The sequence below is a fragment of the Janthinobacterium sp. PSPC3-1 genome, assembly GCF_049896105.1.
GTDB lineage: Bacteria > Pseudomonadota > Gammaproteobacteria > Burkholderiales > Burkholderiaceae_D > Janthinobacterium.
In genome coordinates, this window is sequence record NZ_JAFCTQ010000030.1 from 18,680 (window position 1) to 43,301 (window position 24,622).

Below are 24,622 nucleotides of genomic sequence, written 5' to 3' on the forward strand. Positions count from 1 at the left end.
TCGCCAGTCCTGGCGCGTGCGCCAGCAGGCAAAAAATAATATTGCTTTACGATATGATACCAAATTGTCCATACCCATGGGCGACACGGGCAGACTTACAACAGGGTCGCATGCGCCAGCAGATGGCGGTACAACTGGCCGGCCGAGTCCTCCAGCGCCTGTTGCTGGGTATCGAGCGTCAGTGCCGGCGACAGCGGCGCTTCATAGGGGGCGGAGACGCCCGTGAATTGCGGAATCTGGCCGGCGCGGGCGCGCGCATACAGGCCCTTGGGATCGCGCGCTTCGCACACCTGCACCGGCGTGCTGACATGCACTTCGATGAAGTGGGCGGCGCCAATGATGGCGGCGGCCATGGCGCGGTCGGCGCGGTTGGGCGAAATCAGGGCAGCGATCACCACCAGCCCCGCCTCGTTCATCAGGCGCGCCACTTCGGCCGTGCGGCGGATGTTTTCATGCCGGTCCTGCGGCGTGAAGCCCAGGTCGCGGTTCAGGCCATGGCGCAGCAGGTCGCCATCGAGCACCGTGACGGCCCGCCCATCGGCCTTCAGGCGCCCCGCCAGCGCCCCGGCAATGCTGGTCTTGCCGGCGCCGCTCAATCCCGTCAGCCAGACCGTGGCCGCCCTGCTTTGTGCTTGCTTCATCTGCTCTCCTGTCGTGACAGGAAATATAACAAAGCAGGAACAAAAAAGACAGCTTATGCCGTAGTGCCGTTCAGTTAGCGTCCCTACGCTCCCGGCAAACCTGCAAAACGGATTAAAAACCCGGTCGCCCGCACAGACACACCGGGCCAAGCGAGCCTGAAAAATGTCGAGGGCAAGGCGCAGCGACGAAGACAGTACGCATGTACGGCGAGGAGCTGCAACGCCGCCATCGGCATTTTCTCAGGCGCGCGTCTCCGGCACGCCATTTTTACGTTTCTAATTCTTACGCATTGACATGCGTCTGACAGCTTAACTGAACGGCATTACAGCCTATGCCGCGCGCTCGGCCAGCGCTTCGGCCGCCACCACCGCGATCAGCTGGCGTATCTCTGGCACGCAGGAACCGCAATTGCCGCCCGCCTTGACGCAGGCCGTCACCTGCGCCGTCGTCGTCAGATGATCCTTGCGGATGGCGTCGCAGATCGTGTTGCGGCCCACGCCAAAACACGAGCACACGGTGGGGCCGGCATCGGCGCCCTTTGTAATCGGCTGGCCCAGCAGCACGCCGGCACGGTCCGCCGCGTCGAGCTGCGCGTGCGCGAACAGGCCGGCCAGCCAGGCGCGCGACGGCAGGTCCGGGCGTGGCGACACATACACGCATTGCGCAATGCGCCCCTCTTCCAGGTGCACCGCGCGGTAAACGCCCGCGCTGGCGTCGGCATAATCGAGCCAGTCGGCATCAAGATCCGTCACGCCCAGCAAATCGCGCGCCCAGCCGGCCAGGTCGTCGAGACGGGTGCGCCCGGCCAGCTCGTAGCGCAGGAATTGCTCGCCCTGCACCCGCGTCCAGTGCGCCACGCCGTCCAGCTTCAAGGGCGCGCGGCTCAATACAAACGCATGCCAGTGCACGCGGAACTGTTCGATGCGAACCGGCGTATGCTTGAATTCCGGTTCGCCCGAGACCGGATCGACCACCGGGTTGACGACGGCGCCCACGCGCGCGTCGGACGCATTGGCGTCGCTCCAGTGGATCGGCACGAAGACCTGGCCGCGCGCGATGCCGCCGCCATGCACCACGCGCGCCACCATCGCGCCCCAGCGGCTGGAGATGCGCGCCAGCTCGCCTTCGCGCACGCTGTACAGCAGCGCGTCCTGCGGGTGGATGTCGATGAACGATTCGGCGATATGGCCGGACAATCGGGCCGCCTTGCCGGTGCGCGTCATGGTGTGCCACTGGTCGCGCACCCTGCCGGTATTGAGCACCAGCGGAAAATCCTCGTCCGGCAGGTGGTGCGGCGCACGCGGCGCGGTGGCAATAAAGCGCGCGCGCCCGTCAGGATGGGCGTAGCGGCCGTCGCCGAACAATCGTGGCTGGTGTTGTGGCCATTGCTGCGGCGCCAGCTCCTCGTACTGCGCCGCGTCCAGCGCCACCAGGTGCGACAGATTGAACAGGCGCGCCAGCTCGCCCTCGTTGCGGAAGGTGGACAGGCGCGCATGCTCGTCGAAAATCGCTTGCGGCGAGGTGAAATCAAAACCGTCGTAGCCCATGCACGTGGCCACCTGGCATATTGCCCACCAGTCGGCGCGCGCTTCGCCCGGCGCCGGCAGAAAGGCGCGCTGGCGCGAGATGCGGCGCTCGGAATTGGTCACCGTGCCGTCTTTTTCACCCCAGCCCAAAGCCGGTAGCAGCACGTCCGCGTAAGCATTGGTATCGGACTGCGCGCTGATGTCGGACACCACCACCAGTTCGCATTGGTCCAGCGCGCGGCGCACCTGATCGGCGTCCGGCATGCTGACCAGCGGATTGGTGGCGATGATCCACACGGCTTTGACGGTGCCCGCCTCGATGGCCTGGAACAGCTCGACCGCTTTCAGGCCCGGCTTGCCGGCGATGGCGGGCGAATCCCAGAAGGTCTGCACGGCTTCGCGGTGCCGTGGCTTGTCCAGGTCCAGGTGGGCCGCCAGCATGTTTGCCAGGCCGCCCACTTCGCGCCCGCCCATGGCGTTCGGCTGGCCCGTCAGCGAGAACGGCCCCATGCCGGGCTGGCCGATGCGCCCCGTCGCCAGGTGACAGTTGATGATGCTGTTGACCTTGTCGGTGCCGCTCGACGACTGGTTCACCCCCTGCGAATAGGCGGTGACGACCTTGCGCGTGGCCGCAAAATCGCGGTAGAACGCCAGCAGCGCCTGCGGGTCGACCTTGCAGATTTTCGCCACCTGCAAGGGGTCGGCACAGTCGACATGGGCGGCCGCCAGGGCTTCATCGAGACCGCTGCTGTGCCGCGTGACGAAATCGTCGGCGATCACGCCCTCTTTCGCCAGATGGCACAGCAGGCCGTTGAACAGCCACACATCGGTGCCGGGTTTGACGGGCAGGTGCAGGTCGGCCAGCTCGCAGGTGGCGGTGCGGCGCGGGTCGATCACCACCAGTTTCATCTGTGGCCGGCTTTCCTTGATGCGCGCGATGCGCTGGAACAGGATGGGGTGACACCAGGCCGTGTTCGAGCCCACCAGCACCACCATGTCGGCCAGTTCCAGGTCCTCGTAGCAGCCCGGCACGATGTCTTCGCCGAACGCGCGCTTGTGGCCGGCCACCGCCGACGACATGCACAGGCGCGAATTGGTGTCGATATTGGCGCTGCCGACATAGCCTTTCATCAGCTTGTTGGCGACATAATAATCTTCCGTCAGCAGCTGGCCCGAGACATACAACGCCACCGCATCGGGACCGTGTTCATCGATAATCGCGCGCAGGCCGCCGGCGACCTTGTCAAGCGCGTTATCCCAGGAAACCCGCGCCAATACTCCGTTGTCGCGTACCTGCGGGTAAAGCAATCGCTGATCGAGATCGACGGTATCGCCCAGGGCCGAGCCCTTCACGCACAGCCGGCCCAGGTTGGCCGGATGGCTGGCGTCGCCGGCGATGCGGATCGCCCCATCGGGCAGGCGCGTCGCTTCGACGCCGCAGCCGACGCCGCAATAAGGGCAAGTGGTTTTCACGGGCGTGCAGGTCGTCATGGGAGTTTTCCAGTCAGGCAGCCAGGTCGCACAAGGCCTGGCCAAACAAAAGGTGCGAGCGCAGGCGGCTGATGTCGCTGCGCTTCTGTATCAGGTCGAAATACCACGGGCCGTCCTGCACCTCGCCATACAGCACGGCGCCAGCCAGGCGGTTGCCCTGCACCACCAGGCGCTTGTAAACGCCGCGGCGCGGATCGCGCAGCACCAGGTCTTCGCTGCCCTCGCCGCCGATAATGTCGCCGGCCGAATACAGGTCGATGCCGGTCACTTTCAGTTTCGTCGCGCTGGCCTGCTGCACATAGCGGCGGTGCCCGGCGCCGGCAAGATGCGCGCCGCAGACGCGCGCCTGTTCCCAGATCGGTGCCACCAGGCCGAACGTGGCGCGCCGGTGCTGCACGCATTCGCCGACGGCATACACGCGCGGATCGTAAGTTTGCAGGCAGTCGTCGACGACGATGGCGCGCTCGCAGTGCAGGCCGGCTTCCCTGGCCAGCATGATATTGGGCCGCACGCCGGCCGTCATCACCACCAGGTCGGCCGGGATGCTGCTGCCGTCAGCAAAACGCACGCCCTGCACGCGCCCGGTGCCGAGGATTTCGGCCGTCTGCGCCTGCATCAGAAAACGCAGGCCTCGCGCTTCCAGTGCCGTTTTCAACAACATCGAGGCCGGGGCATCGAGCTGCTGGTTCATCAGGCTGCCGCTCATGTGGACCACGGTGACGTCCATGCCCTGGCGCTGCAGGCCGTTGGCCGCTTCCAGTCCCAGCAGGCCACCGCCGATCACCACCGCGTGGCGGTGCTCGCGCGCCGCGCGCAGCATGGTGTCGACGTCGTCGATATCGCGAAAGCCGATCACGCCTGGCAGTTCATGGCCCGGCACCGGCACGATGAATGGCGTGGAGCCGGTCGCCAGCAGCAGGCGGTCATAGCTCACCTTGATGCCCGACAGCGATTGCACGGTGCGCGCCTTGCGGTCGATGCGCACCACCGGGTCGCCCGCATGCAGGGTGATGCCGTTCTGCGCATACCACTCGCGCGTGTGCAGCATGATGTCATCCACCGTCTTTTCGCCAGCCAGCACCGGCGACAGCAAAATGCGGTTGTAATTGCCGTGCGGCTCGGCGCCGAAGACGGTGATGTCGTACAGGTCCGGGGCCAGTTTCAGCAATTCCTCCACCGTGCGCATGCCGGCCATGCCGTTGCCGACCACCACCAAGGATGGCCGGGCGTTGGCATTGACTGCGGCATTCACAGCGCCACCCACACCATGCCGCCGAACACGCGCGTTGGCCAGGCGGCCACCGAATGCTCGGGCGCTTCGATGCACTCGCCCGTGTGCAGGTCGAAATGCTGCTTGTAGATAGGCGAGGCGACCACGATGCGCTCCCCTAAACTGCCCACCAGGCCGCGCGACAGCACCGAGGCGCCCGCGTTCGGGTCGACATTATCGATGGCGAAGATCTTCGGGCTGCTGTCGCCGATGCGGAAGACGGCCACATGGCGGCCCTTCAGCAGCGCGCACACGCCCGTGTCGGGCACGATATCGTCGAGCTGGCAGATGGCCATCCAGTTGTCGGCGGTGACGCCGGAAAGTTCGTTAATCGCGTTCATGAATCAAGCCTCCACGGCAAGGATGGGGATCACGGTACTGCGGCGTTCAAGTTCGGTGGCGGGACGGATCTGGCCGCGCTCTTCGACAAACACCACGTTTTCATCGTTCTTGTCGCTGTTGACGAAATGGCGGAAACGCTGGCGCACGGCCGGGTCGTTGACGGCCATCTTCCACTCGCACGCATAGGTGTCGACCACGTGCTGCATGTCCGCTTCGAGTTCGGCGCCCAGGCCCAGGCTGTCGTCGATGATCACGCGCTTCAGGTAATCGAGGCCGCCTTCGAGATTGTCGCGCCACACGCTGGTGCGCTGCAGGCGGTCGGCCGTGCGCACATAGAACATCAGAAAGCGGTCGACATAGCGCACCAGGGTGGCTTCATCAAGATCGGATGCGATCAGTTCGGCATGGCGCGGCTTCATGCCGCCATTGCCGCACACGTACAGATTCCAGCCTTTTTCGGTGGCGATCAGGCCGATATCCTTGCCTTGCGCTTCGGCGCATTCGCGGGTGCAGCCGGACACGCCGAACTTGATCTTGTGCGGCGTGCGCAAGCCCTTGTAGCGGTTTTCCAGTTCGATTGCAAAGCCCACGCTGTCGGCCACACCGTAACGGCACCAGGTCGAGCCGACGCACGATTTCACCGTGCGCAGCGACTTGCCGTAGGCGTGGCCCGACTCGAAACCGGCCGCGATCAGTTCTTCCCAGATCGCCGGCAGCTGATCCACGCGCGCGCCGAACAGGTCGACCCGCTGGCCGCCCGTGATCTTGGTGTACAGGCCGTATTTTTTCGCCACCGTGCCGACCGCGATCAGGCCATCGGCCGTCACTTCGCCGCCGGCCATGCGCGGCACCACCGAATACGTGCCGTCCTTCTGGATATTGCCGAGAAAATAATCGTTGCTGTCCTGCAGGCTGGCATGCACGGGCGTGAGCACGAAATCGTTCCAGCAAGAGGCCAGGATATTGGCCGCCAAAGGCTTGCACACGTCGCAACCGAGACCGTGGCCGTGCGCGGCCAGCAGCGCATTGAAACTGCGGATCTTGCCGACCCGGACCAGGTGGTGCAGCTCCTGGCGCGTGTAGGCAAAGTGTTCGCAGACATGGTTGTTGACAGCCATGCCCTGCTTCTTCATTTCCGCCTTCATGATCTGCGTCACCAGCGGCACGCAGCCGCCGCAGGCGGTGCCGGCTTTCGTGCAGGACTTCAAAGCGCCGATGGTGGTGGCGCCATCGGCCACCGCCGCGCACAGCGCTCCCTTCGAGACGTCATTGCACGAGCAGATCTGCGCGCCATCGGGCAAGGCGTCCACGCCCAGGCCCACCTTCTGCTGGCCGTCCGCCTGCGGCAGGATCAGGAATTCTGGCGACTCGGGCAGTTCGATCTTGTTGAGCATCATCTGCAACAGGGTGCCGTATTCGCTGGCGTCGCCCACCATCACGCCGCCGAGCAGGTATTTGCCGCAGTCGGAGACGACGATCTTCTTGTAGATCTGCTTGCGCTCGTCCATGAACTGGTAGGAGCGGCTGCCCGGCGCGTTGCCGTGCGGGTCGCCCAGGCTGGCCACGTCCACGCCCATCAGCTTCAACTTGGTGCTCATGTCGGCGCCCTTGAACGACGCCTCGCCCTCCTCCTGCAGCACATGGCGCGCCGCGATGCGGGCCATTTCGTAGCCAGGCGCCACCAGGCCGAAGATCAGCCCGCCCCACAGCGCGCATTCGCCGATGGCGTAGATGTCCGGGTCGGAGGTGACGCAGCTGTCGTCGATGGCGATGCCGCCGCGCGGGCCCACTTCCAGGCCGCAGGCGCGCGCCAGCTCGTCACGCGGGCGAATGCCGGCCGAGAAGACGATCATGTCCGCTTCCAGGTGGCTGCCGTCGGCAAACTGCATGCGGTGCGTGGCCGCCTCGCCGTCGACGATGGCCAGCGTGTTCTTTTGCGTGTGGACGGTGACGCCAAGTTCCTCGATCTTGCGGCGCAGCACGCGCGCGCCGCCTTCATCGACCTGCACCGCCATCAGGCGCGGCGCGAATTCCACCACGTGGGTCTCGAGTTTCAGGTCGCGCAGCGCTTTTGCGCATTCCAGGCCCAGCAGCCCCCCGCCGATCACCACGCCGGTCCTGGATTTGTCGCCCCAGGCCAGCATCGCTTCCAGGTCTTCGATGGTGCGGTAGACGAAGCAGCCGTCGCGGTCCTTGCCCGGCAGCGGCGGCACGAACGGGGTCGAGCCGGTGGCGAAGACCAGCTTGTCGTAGGCGAGGAGCTCGCCGGTGCTGACGGTGACGGTTTTCGCCGCCCGATCGACCGCGATGGCACGCGCATTCAACTTCAACGCCACATTGCCCCGGTCGAAAAAGCCGGGCGCCACCAGCGACAGGTCGTCCGCCGATTTGCCACTGAAAAACTCGGACAGGTGCACACGGTCGTAGGCCGGGCGCGGCTCTTCGCACAGTACCGTCACCGACAAACGCGTATTGTTTTCCAGCGCCAGGCGTTCGAGGAATTTATGCCCGACCATGCCATGGCCCAGGACGACGATTTTCAGGGGGTTGCTCATCTTCTTCTCCTCAGGCCGCAGCCATCTTCGATTCGGCTGTGCTACTGGTAAAACGCACGGCAATGGCACACAGCGCCGACACCACCACCAGCACGCTCAAAATGATCAGGGTCTGGCGGATATCGCCGGTGCCCTTCATCAGGAAACCGGCCGCCACCGCACCGACATTGCCGCCGGCGCCGATAATGCCGGCCACGCCGCCCAGCGCCTTGCTGTCGATAAACGGCACCAGCGCATAGGTGGCGCCGCAAGCCATATGGGTGAACAGGCCAAACACCAGCATGGCGATCACGGCCCAGGTGACGCTGTCGACCTTGGCGAACCACAGCAGGCCCACGCCTTCGCCGATCATCAGCATGAACAGCAGGGTGACGCGGCTGTTCAGGTTGCCGCGCAGCGCCAGCTTGTCGGACATCCAGCCACCCAGGGCGCGGGCAAACAGGGCCAGCAGGCCAAAGCTGCCGGCGGCCAGGCCAGCCGATTTCAGGGACAGGCCGAAATGGTCGACGTAGTAGACGGCGGCGATATTGTGGATAAAGATTTCGATGCCGAAGCAGGCGCCGTAGGTAACGAACAGCAGCCACACGCGGTAGTTGGCGCTGGCGGCCTTGAAGCTGGCCCAGCCGCCCTTTTTGCCGCCTTCGATGGCGATGCCGGCCTTGCGCAGGTCCGAGTAATTGCCTTCCGGGCAGTCCTGCGTAAAGCGCCAGTACAGGGCGGCCATCACCAGCATCAGCACGCCCGGCACCAGCAGCGCCACGCGCCAGCCCAGCGATTCGGACACGCCCAACATCACCAGTGCGCCCAGCATCAGCGGCATCAGCGCCTGCGCCGCACCGCCGCCCGCATTGCCCCAGCCGGCGGCGGCCGCATTGGCCGTGCCGACCACGCGCGGCGCGAACATCACCGAGGTGTGGTACTGGGTGATGACAAAACTCGCACCGACCGCGCCGATGCCGAGGCGGAAGAACAGGAAGCTTTCATAACTTTGCGAAGCGGCCACGCCCAGCACGGGAATCGCGCCCAGCAGCAGCAGGCCGGTATAGGTCTTGCGCGGACCGTAGCGGTCGCACATGGGGCCGACGATCAGGCGCACCAGGATGGTGATGGCGACGGCGGCGATATTGATATTGGCCACCTGCGCCAGCGACAGGCCGAACTCGCCCTTGATGATGGGCATCAGCGGCGCGCAGGCGAACCAGGCGAAAAAGCAGACGAAGAACGCCATCCAGGTCAGGTGGAAGGCGCGCATGGGTGGCGTGGCGAGGGAAAAGAGGGTGATGCTGGTAGCTTTGCTGGCCATGATGGTTCCCGAAGTATCCCGTTAGAAAAACAAAAACGGCGCCCGCTCCCACCGATCATGAAATCAGTTTGAGCGGACGCCGTTGTCCATGGTGGTCCGTCGTTGGACCGTTGTTTGTTCAGGGGATCGCCGTTGATCCGTTTCTATTCTTTAGCAAGCGCCGTGCCAGGTTTTCCCAGGGGCTGGCGTATCAAATGCAGCCCGTTTGCGCCCTGTCATGGCATATCGCGGTGCAGCATTGCCACTTCGTGGTGCATGAGGGGAACCGAAACATGGCAGAGCTTGTCTAAATACTACTGGAGTCATCCCGATGGAGGCGATCATGCCTGGACGATGGCGGCAAATGGTGGCCGGTGCCGCGTGTGCGCTGGCCTTTTCGGTGATGTCCTGGCCCGCGCAGGCGGCCGAACCGAAGGAACACAGCGAACTGGAAGCGACCGTGGCCGCGCCGTTCCACGCGGCAGCGGCACAGCGCCGCACGCAGGCGCGCACGTTTGTCGTGCAGCTGGACCATCCCGATGGCGCAAGCACGCATGGCATCGACTGGAACTTGACCTTGTCCGGTCCAGGCCCGCAGGGGTTGCTGCGCCGCAGCTGGTCGGGGCGGCAAGTTCTGGATGGCGGCAGCGCCACCTTGCGCCTGCACTGGGACGGCCGCGGCAGCGATGGCCGCCGCGCGCCGGCAGGCCTGTACGAGCTGCGCCTGGTGGCGGGCAGCGGCGACGATATTGTGGAGCAGCAATGGCAGATCGCCGTCGACCGTGGCGCGCCGGCCTCGTCGCGCATGGCCGCCATGGCGTCCATGTCCACACCAAAGGTCGACAACACCTTCCCCTATCGCGTCGTCTACGCCAACCTGCACAGCCAGACCCGCCACAGCGACGGCGGCGCCGCGACGGGTGCCTGCAAGGGCGCGCAGGAGCCGCAATCGGCGCCCTATGGCCCGCTCGACGCCTACCGCTATGCGCAACAGCATGGGCTGGACGTGCTGCTCACTTCCGAGCACAACCATATGTATGACGGTTCGGACGGCACCAATGCGGCGGCCGAGCCGTTCGATGCGATCGCCCTGTACCACGCCGGCCTGGCCGAAGCGGCCGCCTACACCACGGCCCACCCCGGCTTCCTGGCCCTGTACGGCATGGAATGGGGCGTGATCAACAAGGGCGGCCACCTGAACATCTTCAACAGCGAGCAGTTGCTGGGCTGGGAAAAAAATGGCCGTGGACAATTGCTGGCGGAAATCAACACGCCGAAAGGCGATTATGCCGGCCTGTACACCCTGATGCGCGAGCGCGGCTGGCTGGGCCAGTTCAACCACCCGGCCCGTTCGGGCCAGTTCCTGGTGGGTGGCGAGCCGCTCGGCTTTACGCCCGATGGCGATGCCGCCATGGTGTTGTGCGAAGTGATGAACACCTCGGCTTTTTCCACCAACGAGCAGGAAACGGAAACCCGGCGCAGCAATTTCGAGGCGGCCTGCAACAAGGCCCTGGCGGCCGGCTACCACCTGGCCTTCAGCAGCAACCAGGACAATCACTGCGCCAACTGGGGCGCCGCCTACGGCAACCGCACCGCCATCTTGATCGATCGCGACGCCGCCCTGTCGCGCGAGAGCCTGTTCGAAGCCCTGCGCGCGCGGCGCGTGTTTGCCACCATGGACAAGCATGCGCGACTGATCTTCACGGCCAACGGCAGGATGATGGGCGAACGCTTCGACAATCGCGGCCCCTTGCAACTGGCCGTCGGTTTCAGCAATACGCGCGGGCGCCGGGTGGCCGCCATCACCGTGTTCCAGGGCGTACCGGGCGGCAACGGCAGCGTCACCGCGCTGTCGGACCAGGCCAGCCTGAGCCTGACGCCCTCGCCCGGCCCCCACTTCTACTATGCGCGCGTGACGCAGGACGACGGCAACTTGCTGTGGTCGGCGCCCGTGTGGGTCAACCAGCTGCCTTGAAGACTACGTGCGCTAGCAGACTGAAGCCGTGCAGCAAGGGTGGTCTACTGCAACTATTGGCCAGCTGCCCTGCTCGGTCCTGTCAAAAAAGGAACACCACATGAATAAGAAAATCCTCGTCTCCTCCCTGATCGCAGCCTTCATGGTTTGCAGCACCTCGGCCTTTGCCCAGGACCGCCATGACCGGAATGACCACCGGCCACAACAGCAAGACCAGCATGACCAGCGTGGCGAGCGCCACGATGAGCGCGGCAACGACCATGCGCGTCCGAACAACGGCAACCCGCGTGCCAGCAACCGCGGCGTCGGTCCGCGCCACAATCTGTACAAGGGCAATCGCTTGCCGCCCGAGTACCGCAACCGGAAACATGTCGTCAACGACTGGCGCGCCCGCCGCCTGAGCGCGCCGCCACGTGGCCACCAGTGGGTAAAGGTCGATAACGACTATGTGCTGATGGCGGCCGCCACCGGCCTGATCGCGCAGATTATTCTGGGGAATTGATTTTGCCGACCGGCGCATGCCGGTCCATCAGTGCCACTACCCAATCGATAAACACGCGCAGCTTCTTGCTGACATGACGGTTGGGTGGATAGGCCAGATACAAGGGCATCGGCTCGATGGTCCACGCCGCAAACAGCGCTACCAGCTCGCCCGCCGCCACATGCTTTTTCGCCATATAGTCCGGCAGCCACAAGACCCCCAAGCCCGCTACCCCCGCCGCCAGATAGGCGTTGCCATCGTCAATCGACAATATGTATCGCCCCTGTATCCTGACGGTCTCGCCGCCGCGCTGCATCACGTGCGGAAACCCGTTGCCACGCCTCGACCAACGAAAACGCACGATGCTGTGCCGCTCGTCTTCCAGCTCACCGGGATGCACCGGCGTGCCCGCCCGTTCCAGATAGCTGGGCGCCGCATACACGCCCAACTGCAAGTCGGCCAGCTTGCGCGCCATCAGCGACTGGTCGCTCATTTCACCGCCGCGTATCACGCAATCGACATTGTCGCCGATCACATCGACCATGCGGTCGCTGGCGCCCATGTCGAGCACGATATCGGGATACAAGACATGGAACTGCGGCAGCGCCGGCACAAGCAGCATGGCCGCAAGCGGACTGGGCACGTCCACCCGCAGCTGGCCGCGCGGCAATGCCGACGCATTCGGCAGGCTGGTTTCCACGTCTTCCAGCGCCGCCAGCACCTCGACGATACGCTCGTAATACACGGCGCCATCGGCCGTGACATTGACCTTGCGCGTGGTGCGGTTGAGCAGCTTCAGGCGCAAGCGGGCTTCGAGCTGCTGCACCAGCTGCGTCACCGTAGTGCGGCTCATGTGCAGCGTCTGCGCCGCCTTGGTAAAGCTGCCCGTCTCGACCACCCGCGCAAAAGCGCTCATTGCGTCAAACCTGTCCATGTACGCTCCTTGCTCTGATTGTTTGGATTATACAAACAGTCTAGCGCACCGTTGCCTGTTTATCGGCAGGCCGCAGGCGCTTACAGTGAAGTCTTCCGCAGCCTCGCGCTGCATGACGACAGGAGTGAATGATGAGCAAACGAGACGTAATTTTTCCACCCGGCCGCCAGGCCCTGTATGAAAAGAACCGCTATTCGCCGGCCGTACGCGCCAACGGCATGCTGTTCGTCTCGGGCCAGGTCGGCAGCCGCGAAGACGGCTCGCCCGAACCCGAGCTCGAAGCGCAAGTGCGGCGCGCCTTCGACAACCTGAACGCCATCCTTGCCGCCGCCGGCTGCACCTTCGACGACGTGCAGGACGTCACCATCTTTATCGTCAATCCCGAAGCGAACTTTCAGCGCATCTGGGATATCGTGCAGGCCGACTACTGGGGCGCGGCGCCGCATCCGACAGTGACGGCCGTGGGCGTGACGTGGTTGTATGGATTTGACTTCGAGATCAAGGTGGTGGCCAGGCTGCCGAACGGCTGAGCGGACGGGAAGAAGGCCGCAGATTCTGCGGCCATCGTCCATTCCAGCAAACAATATTGGAAAAGCATGGTTTTTCCTTGCCAGGCGTCCTTGGCCTCTGGTTCCAGTCTGGAATCCATGGCAACATGGCTGCGCCGTTCTGACAAGCAACGCGCAACAACCGACCATAGTCAAGGAACCCTGTCCATGTCTTTTTATCGCAAGTTTGCCGGCAGCATGCTGCTCGGCATGGCCGCAGCGGGCGCCGCCCATGCGCAAGCGCCGTCTACCGCCGCCGCTTCCACGCCCCCCACCGATCCGCTGCAATGGCTGGAAGAAGTCGCCGGCGAAAAACCGATGGCCTGGGTGCACCAGCATAATGCCGTCAGCACCAAGGAACTGGAAGGCAAGCCAACATTCCCGGCCTTGCAGGCGCGGCTGAAGACCATCCTCAATTCGAAAGAGCGCATTCCGTATGTGAGCAAGGAAGGCGAGTATTACTATAATTTCTGGCGCGACGCCCAGCATGTGCGCGGCATCTGGCGCCGCACCACGCTGGCGCAGTTCCAGCTGCCCGAGCCGGCATGGGAAACCGTGATCGACCTCGACCAGCTGGCCGCCGGCGAGAACGAGAACTGGGTCTGGGGCGGCGCGTCCTGTCTGTATCCGAAAGGCGAACGCTGCCTCATTTCGCTGTCGCGCGGCGGCGGCGACGCCAAGGTGGTGCGCGAATACGATGTCGCCAAACGCGCTTTCGTGGCGGACGGTTTCACCTTGCCTGAGGCGAAAAGCAACGCCAGCTGGATCAATGACGACACCCTGTTCGTGTCCACCGATTTCGGCCCCGGTTCGATGACCAGCTCGGGCTATCCGCGCATCATCAAGGAGTGGAAGCGCGGCACGCCATTGGAGCAGGCCAAAACGCTGTACGAAGCCAGGCCGGACGACATGAGCGCCGGCGCCTACAAGGATTTCACGCCCGGCCATGAATATCAGTTCGTCGAGCGCCAGATCGACTTCTACAGCGGCGAGATGTTCCTGCGCGAAGGCGACAGCCTGAACAAGGTACCGAAACCGGACGACGCCACGGCCGCTACCATGCGCGACCAGCTGGTGATCAACCTGCGCTCGGACTGGAAAGTCAACGGCACGACCTACCCGCAAGGCGCCGTGCTGGTGACCGACTTCAAGTCCTTCATGCAGGGCAAGCAGGAATTCGAGGTGCTGTTTGCGCCCACCGCCACCTCCTCGCTCGACAATATGTCGGTGACCAAATCGGCCATCTTGCTGACCACGCTGGACAAGGTAAAAAACCGCCTGACGGAACTGCGCCATGTGAATGGCAAATGGCAGCGCCGCGTGGTCGACGCGCCCAAGCTGGGCACCCTGGCGGCCAGCCCGCTCGATGCGGTCGACTCGGACCAGTACTTTTTGACCGTGACCGATTTCCTGACCCCCACCACGCTGTACCTGGCCACCGCCGGCAGCGACCAGCGCACGAAGATCAAGTCGCTGCCCGCCTATTTCGACGCCAGTCCGTACAAGGTGGAACAGTTCGAATCGACCTCGAAGGACGGCACCAAAGTGCCGTATTTCGTCATCATGAACAAGAAGACCAAGTACGACGGCAAGAACCCCACGGTGCTGTACGGCTATGGCGGCTTCGAAGTCTCGCTCAAGCCCAGCTACAGCAGCATTACCGGCACTGCCTGGCTGAGCCAGGGCGGCGTGTACGTGCTGGCCAATATCCGCGGCGGCGGCGAATTCGGCCCGCGCTGGCACCAGGCGGCGCTGAAGGAAAACCGCCAGCGCGCCTATGACGATTTCATCTCGGTGGCGCAGGACCTGATCAAGCGCAAGCTGACCAGCCCGCGCCACCTGGGCATCATGGGCGGCAGCAATGGCGGCCTGCTGGTGGGCGCCGTGCTGACGCAGCGGCCGGACCTGTTCAACGCCGTGGTCAGCCAGGTGCCGCTGCTCGACATGCGCCGCTATAACAAGCTGCTGGCCGGTGCCTCCTGGATGGGCGAATATGGCGACCCGGATGTGCCGGAACAATGGGCCTACATCAGCAAATACTCGCCCTACCAGAACGTCTTCAAGGATAAAAAATATCCGCGCGTGTTCTTTACCACCTCGACCCGCGACGACCGGGTCCACCCCGGCCACGCGCGCAAGATGGTGGCCAAGATGGAAGAGCAAGGCCACGACGTGCTGTACTGGGAAAATACGGAAGGCGGCCATGCGGGCGCCGCCAATAACGACCAGCAGGCGCTGATGTGGGCGCTGACGTATACCTTCCTGCAGGGGCAGTTGAAATAATTACCTGGCTTGCGCGCTTGGCCGCTCGGCAATCCGGTCGCGCCAGGCTTGCAGATGTTCCAACCCTTCCGCGCCCGGCCGGTATTTCATCAGGCCGCGCGCGAATTCCAGCGCGCAGAACGCGGTGATGTCGGCGATGGTAAACCGCGCGCCGGCCACATACGGCTGGCGCGCCAGCAATTGATCCAGCCACTGCGCCGTCTCGCGCATCTTGGCGCCCTGCGCCGCGCCAAAGTCGGGGAACTGCGGATTTTCCAGCACCGCCAGCGCCGGATGGCTGTGGCGCACGCAGTTGGCCACGCCCAGGAACAGATGCAGTTCCACCCGGCGGTCGGCCATTTCGATAAAGGCGCGCTCCTCGAACCCTTCGCCCATCAGGTTCGGTTCCGGCTGCAGCCCTTCCAGATAGGTACAGATGGCGCGCGTTTCGGCCAGCACGCGCCCGTCCGGCAGCTCCAGCGCCGGCACCCTGCCCATCGGATTTTTTTCCAAAAATCCCGGATCGCGGTGCTGGCCCGCCATCAGGTCGAGCGAGACTTCCGCGATGCCGGCGATGCCTTTTTCGGCGATGAACATGGTGACGCGGCGTGGATTGGGCGTGCGGGGGCTGACATACAGTTTCATGGGGGTCTCCGGGTTGTCGTCTTGTTTATTACAGCTTGTATCTTATCAGCCGCCGCAGGCGCCGGCGTTTGACTTTGCCCCGGTTTACAACTAGATTGCTGGACGGGAATGCTGGCCACGCCATGCCGACGCCAGCGCACCCACCCCTCTTCCATTGCGCCATCCGCTTACAAGGCCGGCTGGCGCCACACTCTTTATCAACAGGGTTTTCATGCACCGCAATCTTTCACGCAACCGTATCGCCGCCGCCGTCATCCTCGCGCTGGCGTCCTTGACCAGCCATGCCGCGCATGCAACGGCGCCTCAGGCGTCGGCCAGCCACGCCCTTTCCACCACCACGCAATTGCCGCGCGGCGTCACGCCCAGCCACTACGCGCTGTCACTGACGCCCGATGCGCAGGCGGCCACGTTTACGGCCAATGTGGTGATCACGGTGGACGTCGCCGCGCCGACCAACGCAGTTACCCTCAATGCGCTGGAACTGGCCTTTGTCGGTGCCACCGCCGAAGGCGCGGGCGGCACGCAGCAGGCCAGCAAGATCGATGTCGATGCGGCCACGCAGACGGCCACCCTGCATTTTGCCCAGCCGCTGGCCAAGGGCAAGCATACGCTGGCGATCAGCTACAGCGGCAAGATCGGCACCCAGGCCACGGGCCTGTTCTCGCTCGACTACGATACGCCGGCCGGCCGCCAGCGCGCGCTGTACACGCAGTTTGAAAATTCGGACGCGCGCAGCGTGATCCCTTCCTGGGATGAACCCGACTACAAGGCCACCTTCGCGCTCGACGTGACGGTGCCAAGCACCCAGATGGCGGTCGGCAACATGCCGATTGCCAGCAGCACGGAGCTGGGCAATGGCAAGAAACGCGTGACGTTTGCCGTCACGCCGCGCATGTCGACCTATCTGCTGTTCTTCGGCCTGGGCGACTTCGAGCGCGCCACGGCCATGGCCGACGGCACCGAAGTGGGCGTGATCACCAAGAAAGGCGCGCTGGCGCAAAGCCGCTTCGCGCTCGACGAGTCAGCCGCCCTGCTGCGCGAATACAACGACTATTTCGGCGTGCGCTACCCGCTGCCGAAGCTGGACAATATCGCCGCGCCGGGCCGCAGCCAGTTCTTCGGCGCCATGGAAAACTGGGGCGCCGTGTTCACCTTCGAATACAGCCTGTTGCTGGACCCGGCCATTTCCACCCAGTCGGACAAGGAAAACATCTACACCACCTTGTCGCACGAAATGGCGCACCAGTGGTTCGGCGACCTGGTCACCATGCGCTGGTGGGACGACCTGTGGCTGAACGAAGGCTTTGCCTCGTGGATGGAAAGCCGCACCACCGAACGCATGCACCCGGAATGGAATACGGCCTTGTCCAGCGTGCGCGTGCGCGAAGGCGCGATGAGCCGCGACGCGCTGGCCACCACGCACCCGGTGGTGCAGCGCATCGCCACCGTCGAACAGGCCAGCCAGGCCTTCGATACCATCACCTATCAAAAAGGCGAGTCGGTGATCCGCATGCTGGAAGCCTATGTGGGCGCCGACACCTGGCGCACGGCCGTGCGCAACTATATGCGCAAGCACGCCTACGGCAATACCGTGTCGAACGACCTGTGGCGCGAAGTCGACGCCGCCGCCGGCAAGCCGGTCAGCGCGATCGCGCACGATTTCACCCTGCAGCCTGGCGTGCCATTGATACGCGTGGGCGAGGCCGTCTGCAAGGCCGGCAATACCAGCGTCACCCTGACGCAAGGCGAATTTACCAAGGACCGCGAACAGAAAAAACCGCTGTCCTGGCGCGTGCCGGTGATCGCGCAAACCGTCGGCAATGCAAAACAGGCAAGAGTGCTGGTACAGAACGGCAAGGCGACATTGAGCGTGCCCGGCTGCGGCCCGCTGCTGGTGAACGCCGGCCAGAGCGGCTACTACCGCACTCTGTATGCGCCGAAACAGGCCGGTGCGCTGGCGGCAAGCTTTGCCCGGCTGCCCGCCATCGACCAGCTGGGCCTGCTGTCGGACAGCCAGTCGCTGGGCCTGGCCGGCCTGCAAAACCCGGCCGACTTCCTGGAGCTGGTGAAAGCCACGCCGTTGGCCGCCGACCCGCAAGTGTGGGGCAAGGTGGCCAGCGCCTTGAATGGCTTGCACGACCAATATGCGGGCGACCAGGCGCGCCAGCGCCGCTTCGATACCTGGGCCATCGCCCGTCTGGCCCCGGTGATGGCGCAGACCGGCTGGCAGGCGCGCGAAGGCGAGGCGGCCACGGTGGCCACCTTGCGCAGCCAGCTGATCGGCACCCTGAGCGACCTGGGCGACCCCGCCGTGATCGCCGAAGCCCGCCGCCGCCATGCCGTGCGCGTCAGCGACCCAGCCGCCATGCCGGCCGCGCTGCGCCGCACCATCCTGGGCGTGGTGGCCCAGCACGCCGACAGCGCCACCTGGGACCAGTTGCACGCCGAGGCGCAGGCCGAGAAAACGCCGCTGATCCGCAACCAGCTGTACGACCTGCTGGCCTCGAGCGACGACACGGCCCTGGCCCAGCGCGCCCTGGCGCTGGCGCTGACGGACGAACCGGGCCTCACCAACAGCCCGGCCATGATCAGCCGCGTGGCGCGTGCCCACCCGGACCTGGCGTTTGACTTTGCGCTGGCCCATATCGACCAGGTGAACCAGCGCATCGACGCCAGCTCGCGCAGCCGCTACTTCCCGCGCCTGGCCGCCGCTTCCGGCGAAGCAGCCATGCTGGGCAAGCTGGACGCCTACGCCAAGGCCCACCTGGCCGCCACCGCGCGCGGCGACGCCGACACCTCGATTGCCGATATCCAGTACCGCATCAAGGTGCGGGCGCAACGGCTGCCGGCGATCGACAAGTGGCTGGCTACGCAGAGTTAAACCCCAGTCATTCAAGGGTTAACAATCAGCAAAAAAAAACCGGCTTCGCACTAAGCGGCAGCCGGTTGAAACGCTTGTTCAGAGCGCAGGGATAAACAGGGGGCAGTGATTCAGGCAATACACCGCGGTACGGTACGTACAACATATTCGTGCCGGTCATTGAGGTGTCCGGCAACCTTGCGCCCGGTGATGTCCGTGCGCCATGTACGTACTATGCCAGTCCTGCCTTTGATCAGGCTTAGGACTTCATTAAGCCCGCCTGATTTTCCACCCCGTTATTATTTCCCTGCTGAATTGGTGCCGATGGTTGAGCTCACCGGCTAAGCTGTTGAGTCATATGGGCATCCTATCGCTCCCGGAGCGTAGTGATCTGCGCCACACATGCTGTGCCAACAAAAAGAGAATAACAGCGCGATATGACGCCAGTATGACGTGCGCCAACTGTGTGCTTTCTGTCCATGCCGCAATCGCTTACCATCAGCACATTATCTTTGCCTGGGAACCACCATGCGCCATCTTGGCCTGCCTTTATTAATGACCTGCTTGCTGCTGGCCGCCTGCACCCCGCTGGCCGTCACGCCACCGGTCCCCGCCAGCCCGGCGGCGGCCAGCGTGCCGCTGGCGCCGCCTGCCAGGGGGGAAAAGCTGTTGACCATCGATACCCAAGCCACCTTGCTGACGATTACCGTACGGCGCGGCGGCGCGCTGGCGCGGCTGGGGCACGATCATGTGGTGGCCAGCCGCACGGTCACGGGCTGGGTGGCGCCGGACTTGAAACAGGCCGACTTCCAGTTCCGGCTCGACGCCATGAGCGTCGATGAAAGCGCGCTGCGTACCAGGGCCGGGCTGGAAACCACGCCATCGGCCGAGGCGATTGCCGGCACGCGCCACAATATGCTGGTGCGCGTGCTGGATGCCGAACGCTATCCGGAGGTCAGGGTGCGGGCGACATTGCAGGCCAGCGGCAACGCCGTCGACGCCGCCATCACCCTGCACGGCGTGACGCGCCAGGTGGTGGTGCCCGTCACGCTGGCGCAGGCGCCCGATGGCAGCCGCTTGCGCGCCAGCGGCGCCCTGGTGCTGAAACAGAGCGACTTCGACATCGTGCCGTTCGCCATCCTCGGTGGCGCCATGGCGGTGCAGGACCCGATGGAGCTGGCTTTCGATATCACCGCCACTGCCCCGGCTAGCGCGCCAGGATCAGCCTCAGCCCCAGCGCAATGAAGATGGTGCCGGCCACGCGGTCCAGCCACAGGCCGGCGCGCGGGCGGCGGTTGAGCCACTTGCCGACGGCGCCAGAAAAGTAGCCGAGCAGGCCGAACAGCACGCAAGCCTGGGCCGTGAAGACCAGGCCAAGCTGCGCTGTTTGCCAGCTGGCATTGCCTTGTGAAGCCACCACGAATTGCGGCAGGAACGACAAAAAGAACAGCACGACTTTCGGATTGATACTGTTGGCGAACAATCCCTTGGCAAACAGGCGCCCCAGCGATTCGTCGGGCAAGGCTGCCGCGCCATCGACTTTGGCGCCGCCGCGGCTGCGAATAGCGCCGATGCCCAGCCACACCAGGTACAGGCCGCCGGCCACTTTCAGCACCGTAAACGCCGTCGGCGAGGCCGCCAGCAGGGCCGACACGCCTATGCTCGCCAGCAGAGTATGGGTGAGGCAGCCCAGCGCACAGCCCAGGCCGAAGGCCATGCCCTGGCGCCGTCCGCGCGACATGCCCACGCCCAGCACCATCAGGTTGTCGGGACCGGGACTGGCCGTGACCAGCATGGCGGCGGCCAGGAAGGCCATCAATTGTTCGGGACTGAGCATGATTTTCGGTTCGCAGGGAAAAACTGCCATGATACAGAAACTGTTGCGGCTGCATCAGCTTTAATGCCTTAAATGCAAGTACTTGCATCCGCCCTGTACTTGTCGATTAGAATGAGAGATCCCAGCCCAGGGCCACCATGCCTAACGATGCCAGCCCTTTCCTTCCCTTTCCACCGCCGTCTTTGCCTGACACGCCGCTGCCTGGTGGCGTGGCTGGCCGTGCTGATGCTGGTCTGCCTGGCCGGCGGCGCGCGCGCGCAAGGGCAGGCGGCAACGGCCAGCATCGCCTTGCCGTTGCAGGGCATTCATCACCTGGGCACGCAAGGAAAACTCTACAGCGCCAGCAATGACGCGGCGCCGCTGGACGCCAGCGCCCTGCCCGCCTGGCTGGCGCGCCAGCGGCCGGCGCTGGAGGTCGACCTGTTCGGCGGCGCCTACTGGCTGCATGCGCGCGTACGCAACGACTCCAGTCAGACAGCCTGGGTGATCGACCCGAACGACACCCTGATCGACACCGTCGACATTCACGTGTATGGCCCCGGCCAGGCAGGCGCGCCCGTCACCCTGCTGTCCGGCTACCAGCGGCCGCACGAATACTTGCTGCACTATGGCAAGAACATCAGCCTGGCGCCGGGCGCCACGTATGACATCCTGATTCACTTTTCCAGTCCCTATTACGCGCGTCCGCCGCTGTTTGCCGTCAAGACCCAGCTGGAATACCGCAAGCTGGTGGGCAGGGAAAACTTCCAGATCATCGCCTCGCTCGGCGCCCTGCTGGCGCTGGGCCTGTTCAATTTCTTCATTTTTTCCCTGACGCGCGAAAAAGCCTCGTTCTATTACGCGCTGTATGTGCTGACCTATGGCCTGGCGTGGGCCATCACCTTCCACGTGTTTTCCGACCTGTTCGACTGGCGCTGGCTGCAGTTCCATTACGTGCCGTTCTTCCTGCTGCCGTTACTGAGCACCCTGTTCTACACGCACTTCCTGCGCCTGCGCGAGCTGGCGCCCCGGCTCCACCGGTGGAGCAGCATCAACCTGGTGCTGCCGCTGCTGCTGATGCCCAGCTGCTTTTTTTATCCGCAGTATGCGCATGCGCTGGCCACCATCGCCATCACCATCTGGATGGTGCTGGCCCTGGTCTGCGGCATCGTCGTGTGGCGCGGCGGCTACCAGCCGGCGCGCTTTTTCGTGCTGGGCTTTGTCGCCCTGATGCTGCCAGGCTTCGTGATCCTGCCGGCCAACCTGGGCCTGATACCGGCCGTGGTCAGCAACGCGCAACTATTGACGCTGCTGGGCGGCACGCTCGACGGCCTGCTGCTGGCGTTTGCGCTGGCCGAACAGATCCGGCTGCTGCGCAACCACCTGGAACAGCGGGTGCAGGAACGCACGCAGGCCCTCACCCATAGCAATGAAGCGCTGCTGGCGGCCAAGACCCAGGCCGAGGTGGTCAGCCGCCACCGCATCGATTTTCTGTCGGCCATGAGCCACGATATCCGCACGCCGCTGGCCGGCGTGATCGGCATGCTGAAATTCGCCCTGCGCGACCAGACCGTGCGCGGGCGCACCCAGGAATACCTGCGCATCGGCCTGCACAACGGCGTATCCTTGCTGACGATATTGAACGACATCCTCGATTTTTCCAAGATCGACGCCGGCAAGCTGACCCTGGAAACGGTGGACTTCGACCTGCTGGCCCTGATCGGCGACGCGGCCGGCATCGTGCAGGGCCAGGCCGACGCCAAGAGCCTGCTGCTGCGGCGCGAACTGGCGCTGGACCTGCCGCGCTATGTGCGGGCCGACCCCACGCGCCTGCGCCAGATCCTGATCAACCTGCTGGGCAACGCCATCAAATTCACCGCCAACGGCGAAGTGCTGCTGGAAGTCCGCTGCAGCAGCACGCCGTCGCACCACAAGGATTGCCACCAGATCGATTTTGTCATCAGCGACACCGGCGCCGGCATCGACGCCGACACCCTGCCCCGCCTGTTCCAGAAATTCGAGCAGGCCGACCACTCCACCACGCGCCGCTACGGCGGCACGGGCCTGGGCCTGGCCATCTGCAAGCAGCTGGTCGAACTGATGAAGGGCAGCATCGGCGTGGAAAGCCGGGTCGGCATCGGCTCGCGCTTTCATTTCACCCTGCCCCTGCCCGCAGGCAGCGCGCCGCTGGCCGACGCACGCCACGTGCCGCGCAATGCGCGCCACGAGTGCCGCCTGCATATCCTGTGCGCGGAAGACGTGCGCACCAACCAGATCATTATCGGCACCCTGCTGGAAGGCATGGGCCACACCGTGACCATCGTCGAAAACGGCGAGGAAGTGCTGCGCGCGCTGGCCGGCAGCGCCTACGACGCGGTACTGATGGACGGGCGCATGCCGCTGATGGATGGCGAACAGGCGGCGCGCCTGATACGCGCCGGCGGCAACCAGGCTTTCCCGATTCCGGACCCGCAGATCCCCATTATCGCGCTGACGGCCAACGCCAGCGAACATGACCGCCAGCGCTACCTGAACGCCGGCATGGACGACTTCCTCAGCAAGCCTGTTGACGAAGCGCTGCTGTTCCAGAAGATCGACGCGCTGATCGACCTGCTGCTGGCGCGCGGCCATGCGCTGCCATCCACCGCGCCCCTGCCGCCGCCTCAAATGCACGAAGATGCGCTGGCACGCCAGTTTGGCCTGGGCAAACCCGTCCGCGAGGAAGCCAGCGCGCCGGCCGCGCTCGACCCGATGACGGCGCCCGTGCACATCCTGCCGCTGGCCGGCCTGTCGGAGCAGCATTTGCAGCGCATCGCGCAGGCGTTTCTTGGCGAGGCGCCGCGCCGCTTCGACCTGGCCCGCCACGCCGTACGCGACGGCAACGCCAGCGCGGTGGCGGCCGCCTTCCATGCGCTCAAAGGCAGCGCGGGCTACCTGAGCCGTCCCACACTGCACGCCCTGTGCCACCAGATGGAAACGCTGGCGTCGGAAGGCAAGCTCGACGAAGTGGAAGACCATCTGCCGCAGATCGAGGCCGCGCTGGAAGAGGCGCGGCGCGACCTGGGCGCGTCAATCTGAACGGGCCTTGAGCCAGGCCTGCAGCAGCAGCGGCCAGGCGGCCGGCTCGCTGCCGGGCTTGCCCATGCCCCATCCATGGCCGCCGCGCTGGAACACATGCAGTTCCGCCGGCACTTGTGCGCGGCGCAGGGCCGCGAACATCAGCAGGCTGTTGTCGACCGGAGCTATCGGATCATCCAGCGCCTGTGCCAGGAACACCGGCGGCGTGCGGCCATCGACTTGCAATTCCACCGACAGCGCATCGCGCGCACTGTGCGAGGGCGCCGCGCCCAGCAGGATTTTTTTCGCATGCGTGGTGTCGAACGGCGCCTGCATGGTCAACACGGGGTATAACAGCACGGCAAAGTCGGGCCGCGCCGACACCGCATCGACCTTGTCGATGGCGGTGGTGAGTGGCGCATCGGGCCGCACCGCCGTCATGCCGGCCAGATGCGCGCCGGCGGAAAAACCGAGGACGCCGATGCGCGCCGGATCGATCTGCCACTGCGCCGCGTGGAAGCGCAGCAGCCGCATGGCGCGCTGCGCATCCTGGAACGGCGCCTGCGTGCCGCCACCCTCCCGCGGCAGGCGGTAGACCAGTTCAAAGGCGGCAATGCCCTGCGCCTGCAGCCACGCTGCCGCCGGTCCGCTTTCCTTGCCCGCCTCGATATGCGCATAGCCGCCGCCGCTGATCACCAGCATGGCCATGCCAGTGCTCCGCGCCGGCAGGTGGGCGATCAGGTAGGGCTGCGCCACCTGCGTGATCGAGCCCTTGCCGCTCGCCTGCTGCGGCCCGCCAGCCGCGCCACCGGGCGGCGCGCCGGGCCACAGGGCGATCGCGCCGGGCGGCATGGCCAGCGCGTGCAGGCTGGCAAACACAAGACATAGACCAGGCAGGCGTTTCATGGGCGCTCCGAAAAACAGGATGCACCATGA

At 64.8% G+C, this 24,622-nt stretch carries 17 protein-coding genes; 7 read left to right on the forward strand and 10 right to left on the reverse strand.

All coding sequences use genetic code 11. The features are described 5' to 3' along the window. Positions 1-95 precede the first annotated feature (95 nt). The 6 genes from cysC to ACP7B7_RS24105 all read right to left on the reverse strand — a co-directional run bounded on the left by cysC (position 96) and on the right by ACP7B7_RS24105 (position 9,129). Entirely contained in the window at positions 96-698 is a 603-nt protein-coding gene (gene cysC, locus ACP7B7_RS24080) for an adenylyl-sulfate kinase (RefSeq protein WP_426078405.1), read from the reverse strand. Positions 699-971: 273 nt separating this feature from the next. After that, positions 972-3,659: a molybdopterin-dependent oxidoreductase gene (locus ACP7B7_RS24085; RefSeq protein ID WP_426078386.1), complete on the reverse strand. Its 2,688-nt coding sequence runs from the start codon at positions 3,657-3,659 to the stop codon at positions 972-974. A 13-nt stretch (positions 3,660-3,672) separates the two neighbouring features. Next, positions 3,673-4,911 carry an NAD(P)/FAD-dependent oxidoreductase gene (locus tag ACP7B7_RS24090; RefSeq protein WP_426078387.1) on the reverse strand — a complete coding sequence of 413 codons (1,239 nt, stop codon included), beginning with the start codon at positions 4,909-4,911 and terminating at the stop codon, positions 3,673-3,675. Beyond that, on the reverse strand, positions 4,908-5,270 hold the full coding sequence (gene nirD / locus ACP7B7_RS24095) for a nitrite reductase small subunit NirD (RefSeq protein WP_308921912.1): 363 nt from the start codon (positions 5,268-5,270) through the stop codon (positions 4,908-4,910). Before nirD ends, ACP7B7_RS24090 begins: the two co-directional genes overlap by 4 nt. A 3-nt stretch (positions 5,271-5,273) precedes the next feature. Then, complete coding sequence (nirB, locus tag ACP7B7_RS24100) at positions 5,274-7,826, reverse strand: nitrite reductase large subunit NirB (RefSeq protein WP_426078388.1); 2,553 nt, start codon at positions 7,824-7,826, stop codon at positions 5,274-5,276. A 10-nt stretch (positions 7,827-7,836) separates the two neighbouring features. Beyond that, positions 7,837-9,129, reverse strand: a complete 1,293-nt coding sequence (locus tag ACP7B7_RS24105; protein WP_308921914.1) for an MFS transporter — start codon at positions 9,127-9,129, stop codon at positions 7,837-7,839. A 322-nt stretch (positions 9,130-9,451) separates the two neighbouring features. Here ACP7B7_RS24105 and ACP7B7_RS24110 point away from each other — a divergent pair, with 322 nt between their 5' ends. Continuing rightward, a complete protein-coding gene (locus ACP7B7_RS24110) occupies positions 9,452-11,083 on the forward strand; it encodes a CehA/McbA family metallohydrolase (protein WP_426078389.1) in 1,632 nt (543 codons plus the stop codon). Between the two features lie 100 nt (positions 11,084-11,183). Beyond that, on the forward strand, positions 11,184-11,585 hold the full coding sequence (locus ACP7B7_RS24115) for an RcnB family protein (protein WP_426078390.1): 402 nt from the start codon (positions 11,184-11,186) through the stop codon (positions 11,583-11,585). Here ACP7B7_RS24115 and ACP7B7_RS24120 read toward each other — a convergent pair. Continuing rightward, entirely contained in the window at positions 11,569-12,498 is a 930-nt protein-coding gene (locus tag ACP7B7_RS24120) for a LysR family transcriptional regulator (protein ID WP_426078391.1), read from the reverse strand. The two genes, ACP7B7_RS24115 and ACP7B7_RS24120, sit on opposite strands and share 17 nt — an antisense overlap. A gap of 131 nt (positions 12,499-12,629) precedes the next feature. Here ACP7B7_RS24120 and ACP7B7_RS24125 point away from each other — a divergent pair, with 131 nt between their 5' ends. Next, positions 12,630-13,028 (forward strand): RidA family protein, encoded by a 399-nt coding sequence (locus ACP7B7_RS24125; protein WP_426078406.1) that lies wholly within the window; start codon positions 12,630-12,632, stop codon positions 13,026-13,028. Positions 13,029-13,214: 186 nt separating this feature from the next. Next, the gene (locus ACP7B7_RS24130) at positions 13,215-15,329 is read left to right on the forward strand and encodes a prolyl oligopeptidase family serine peptidase (RefSeq protein ID WP_426078392.1); all 2,115 of its coding nucleotides are present in this window, start codon (positions 13,215-13,217) and stop codon (positions 15,327-15,329) included. On the opposite strand, the gene ACP7B7_RS24135 is transcribed toward ACP7B7_RS24130, so the two are convergent. Then, on the reverse strand, positions 15,330-15,953 hold the full coding sequence (locus ACP7B7_RS24135) for a glutathione S-transferase family protein (protein WP_308921921.1): 624 nt from the start codon (positions 15,951-15,953) through the stop codon (positions 15,330-15,332). A 211-nt stretch (positions 15,954-16,164) separates the two neighbouring features. Here ACP7B7_RS24135 and ACP7B7_RS24140 point away from each other — a divergent pair, with 211 nt between their 5' ends. Together ACP7B7_RS24140 and ACP7B7_RS24145 are read left to right on the forward strand one after the other, a co-directional pair. Beyond that, positions 16,165-18,834: a M1 family metallopeptidase gene (locus ACP7B7_RS24140; protein WP_426078393.1), complete on the forward strand. Its 2,670-nt coding sequence runs from the start codon at positions 16,165-16,167 to the stop codon at positions 18,832-18,834. 507 nt (positions 18,835-19,341) lie between these two features. Continuing rightward, positions 19,342-20,058 carry a YceI family protein gene (locus ACP7B7_RS24145; protein ID WP_308921923.1) on the forward strand — a complete coding sequence of 239 codons (717 nt, stop codon included), beginning with the start codon at positions 19,342-19,344 and terminating at the stop codon, positions 20,056-20,058. Here ACP7B7_RS24145 and ACP7B7_RS24150 read toward each other — a convergent pair. Continuing rightward, a complete protein-coding gene (locus ACP7B7_RS24150) occupies positions 20,021-20,650 on the reverse strand; it encodes a LysE family translocator (RefSeq protein ID WP_308925798.1) in 630 nt (209 codons plus the stop codon). The genes ACP7B7_RS24145 and ACP7B7_RS24150 overlap by 38 nt on opposite strands. Positions 20,651-20,797: 147 nt before the next feature. On the opposite strand from ACP7B7_RS24150, the gene ACP7B7_RS24155 reads away from it, so the two are divergent. Then, a complete protein-coding gene (locus ACP7B7_RS24155) occupies positions 20,798-23,707 on the forward strand; it encodes a hybrid sensor histidine kinase/response regulator (protein ID WP_308921924.1) in 2,910 nt (969 codons plus the stop codon). Here ACP7B7_RS24155 and ACP7B7_RS24160 read toward each other — a convergent pair. Next, positions 23,699-24,592 (reverse strand): alpha/beta hydrolase, encoded by an 894-nt coding sequence (locus ACP7B7_RS24160; RefSeq protein WP_308921925.1) that lies wholly within the window; start codon positions 24,590-24,592, stop codon positions 23,699-23,701. The genes ACP7B7_RS24155 and ACP7B7_RS24160 overlap by 9 nt on opposite strands. Between the last annotated feature and the right edge of the window lie 30 nt (positions 24,593-24,622).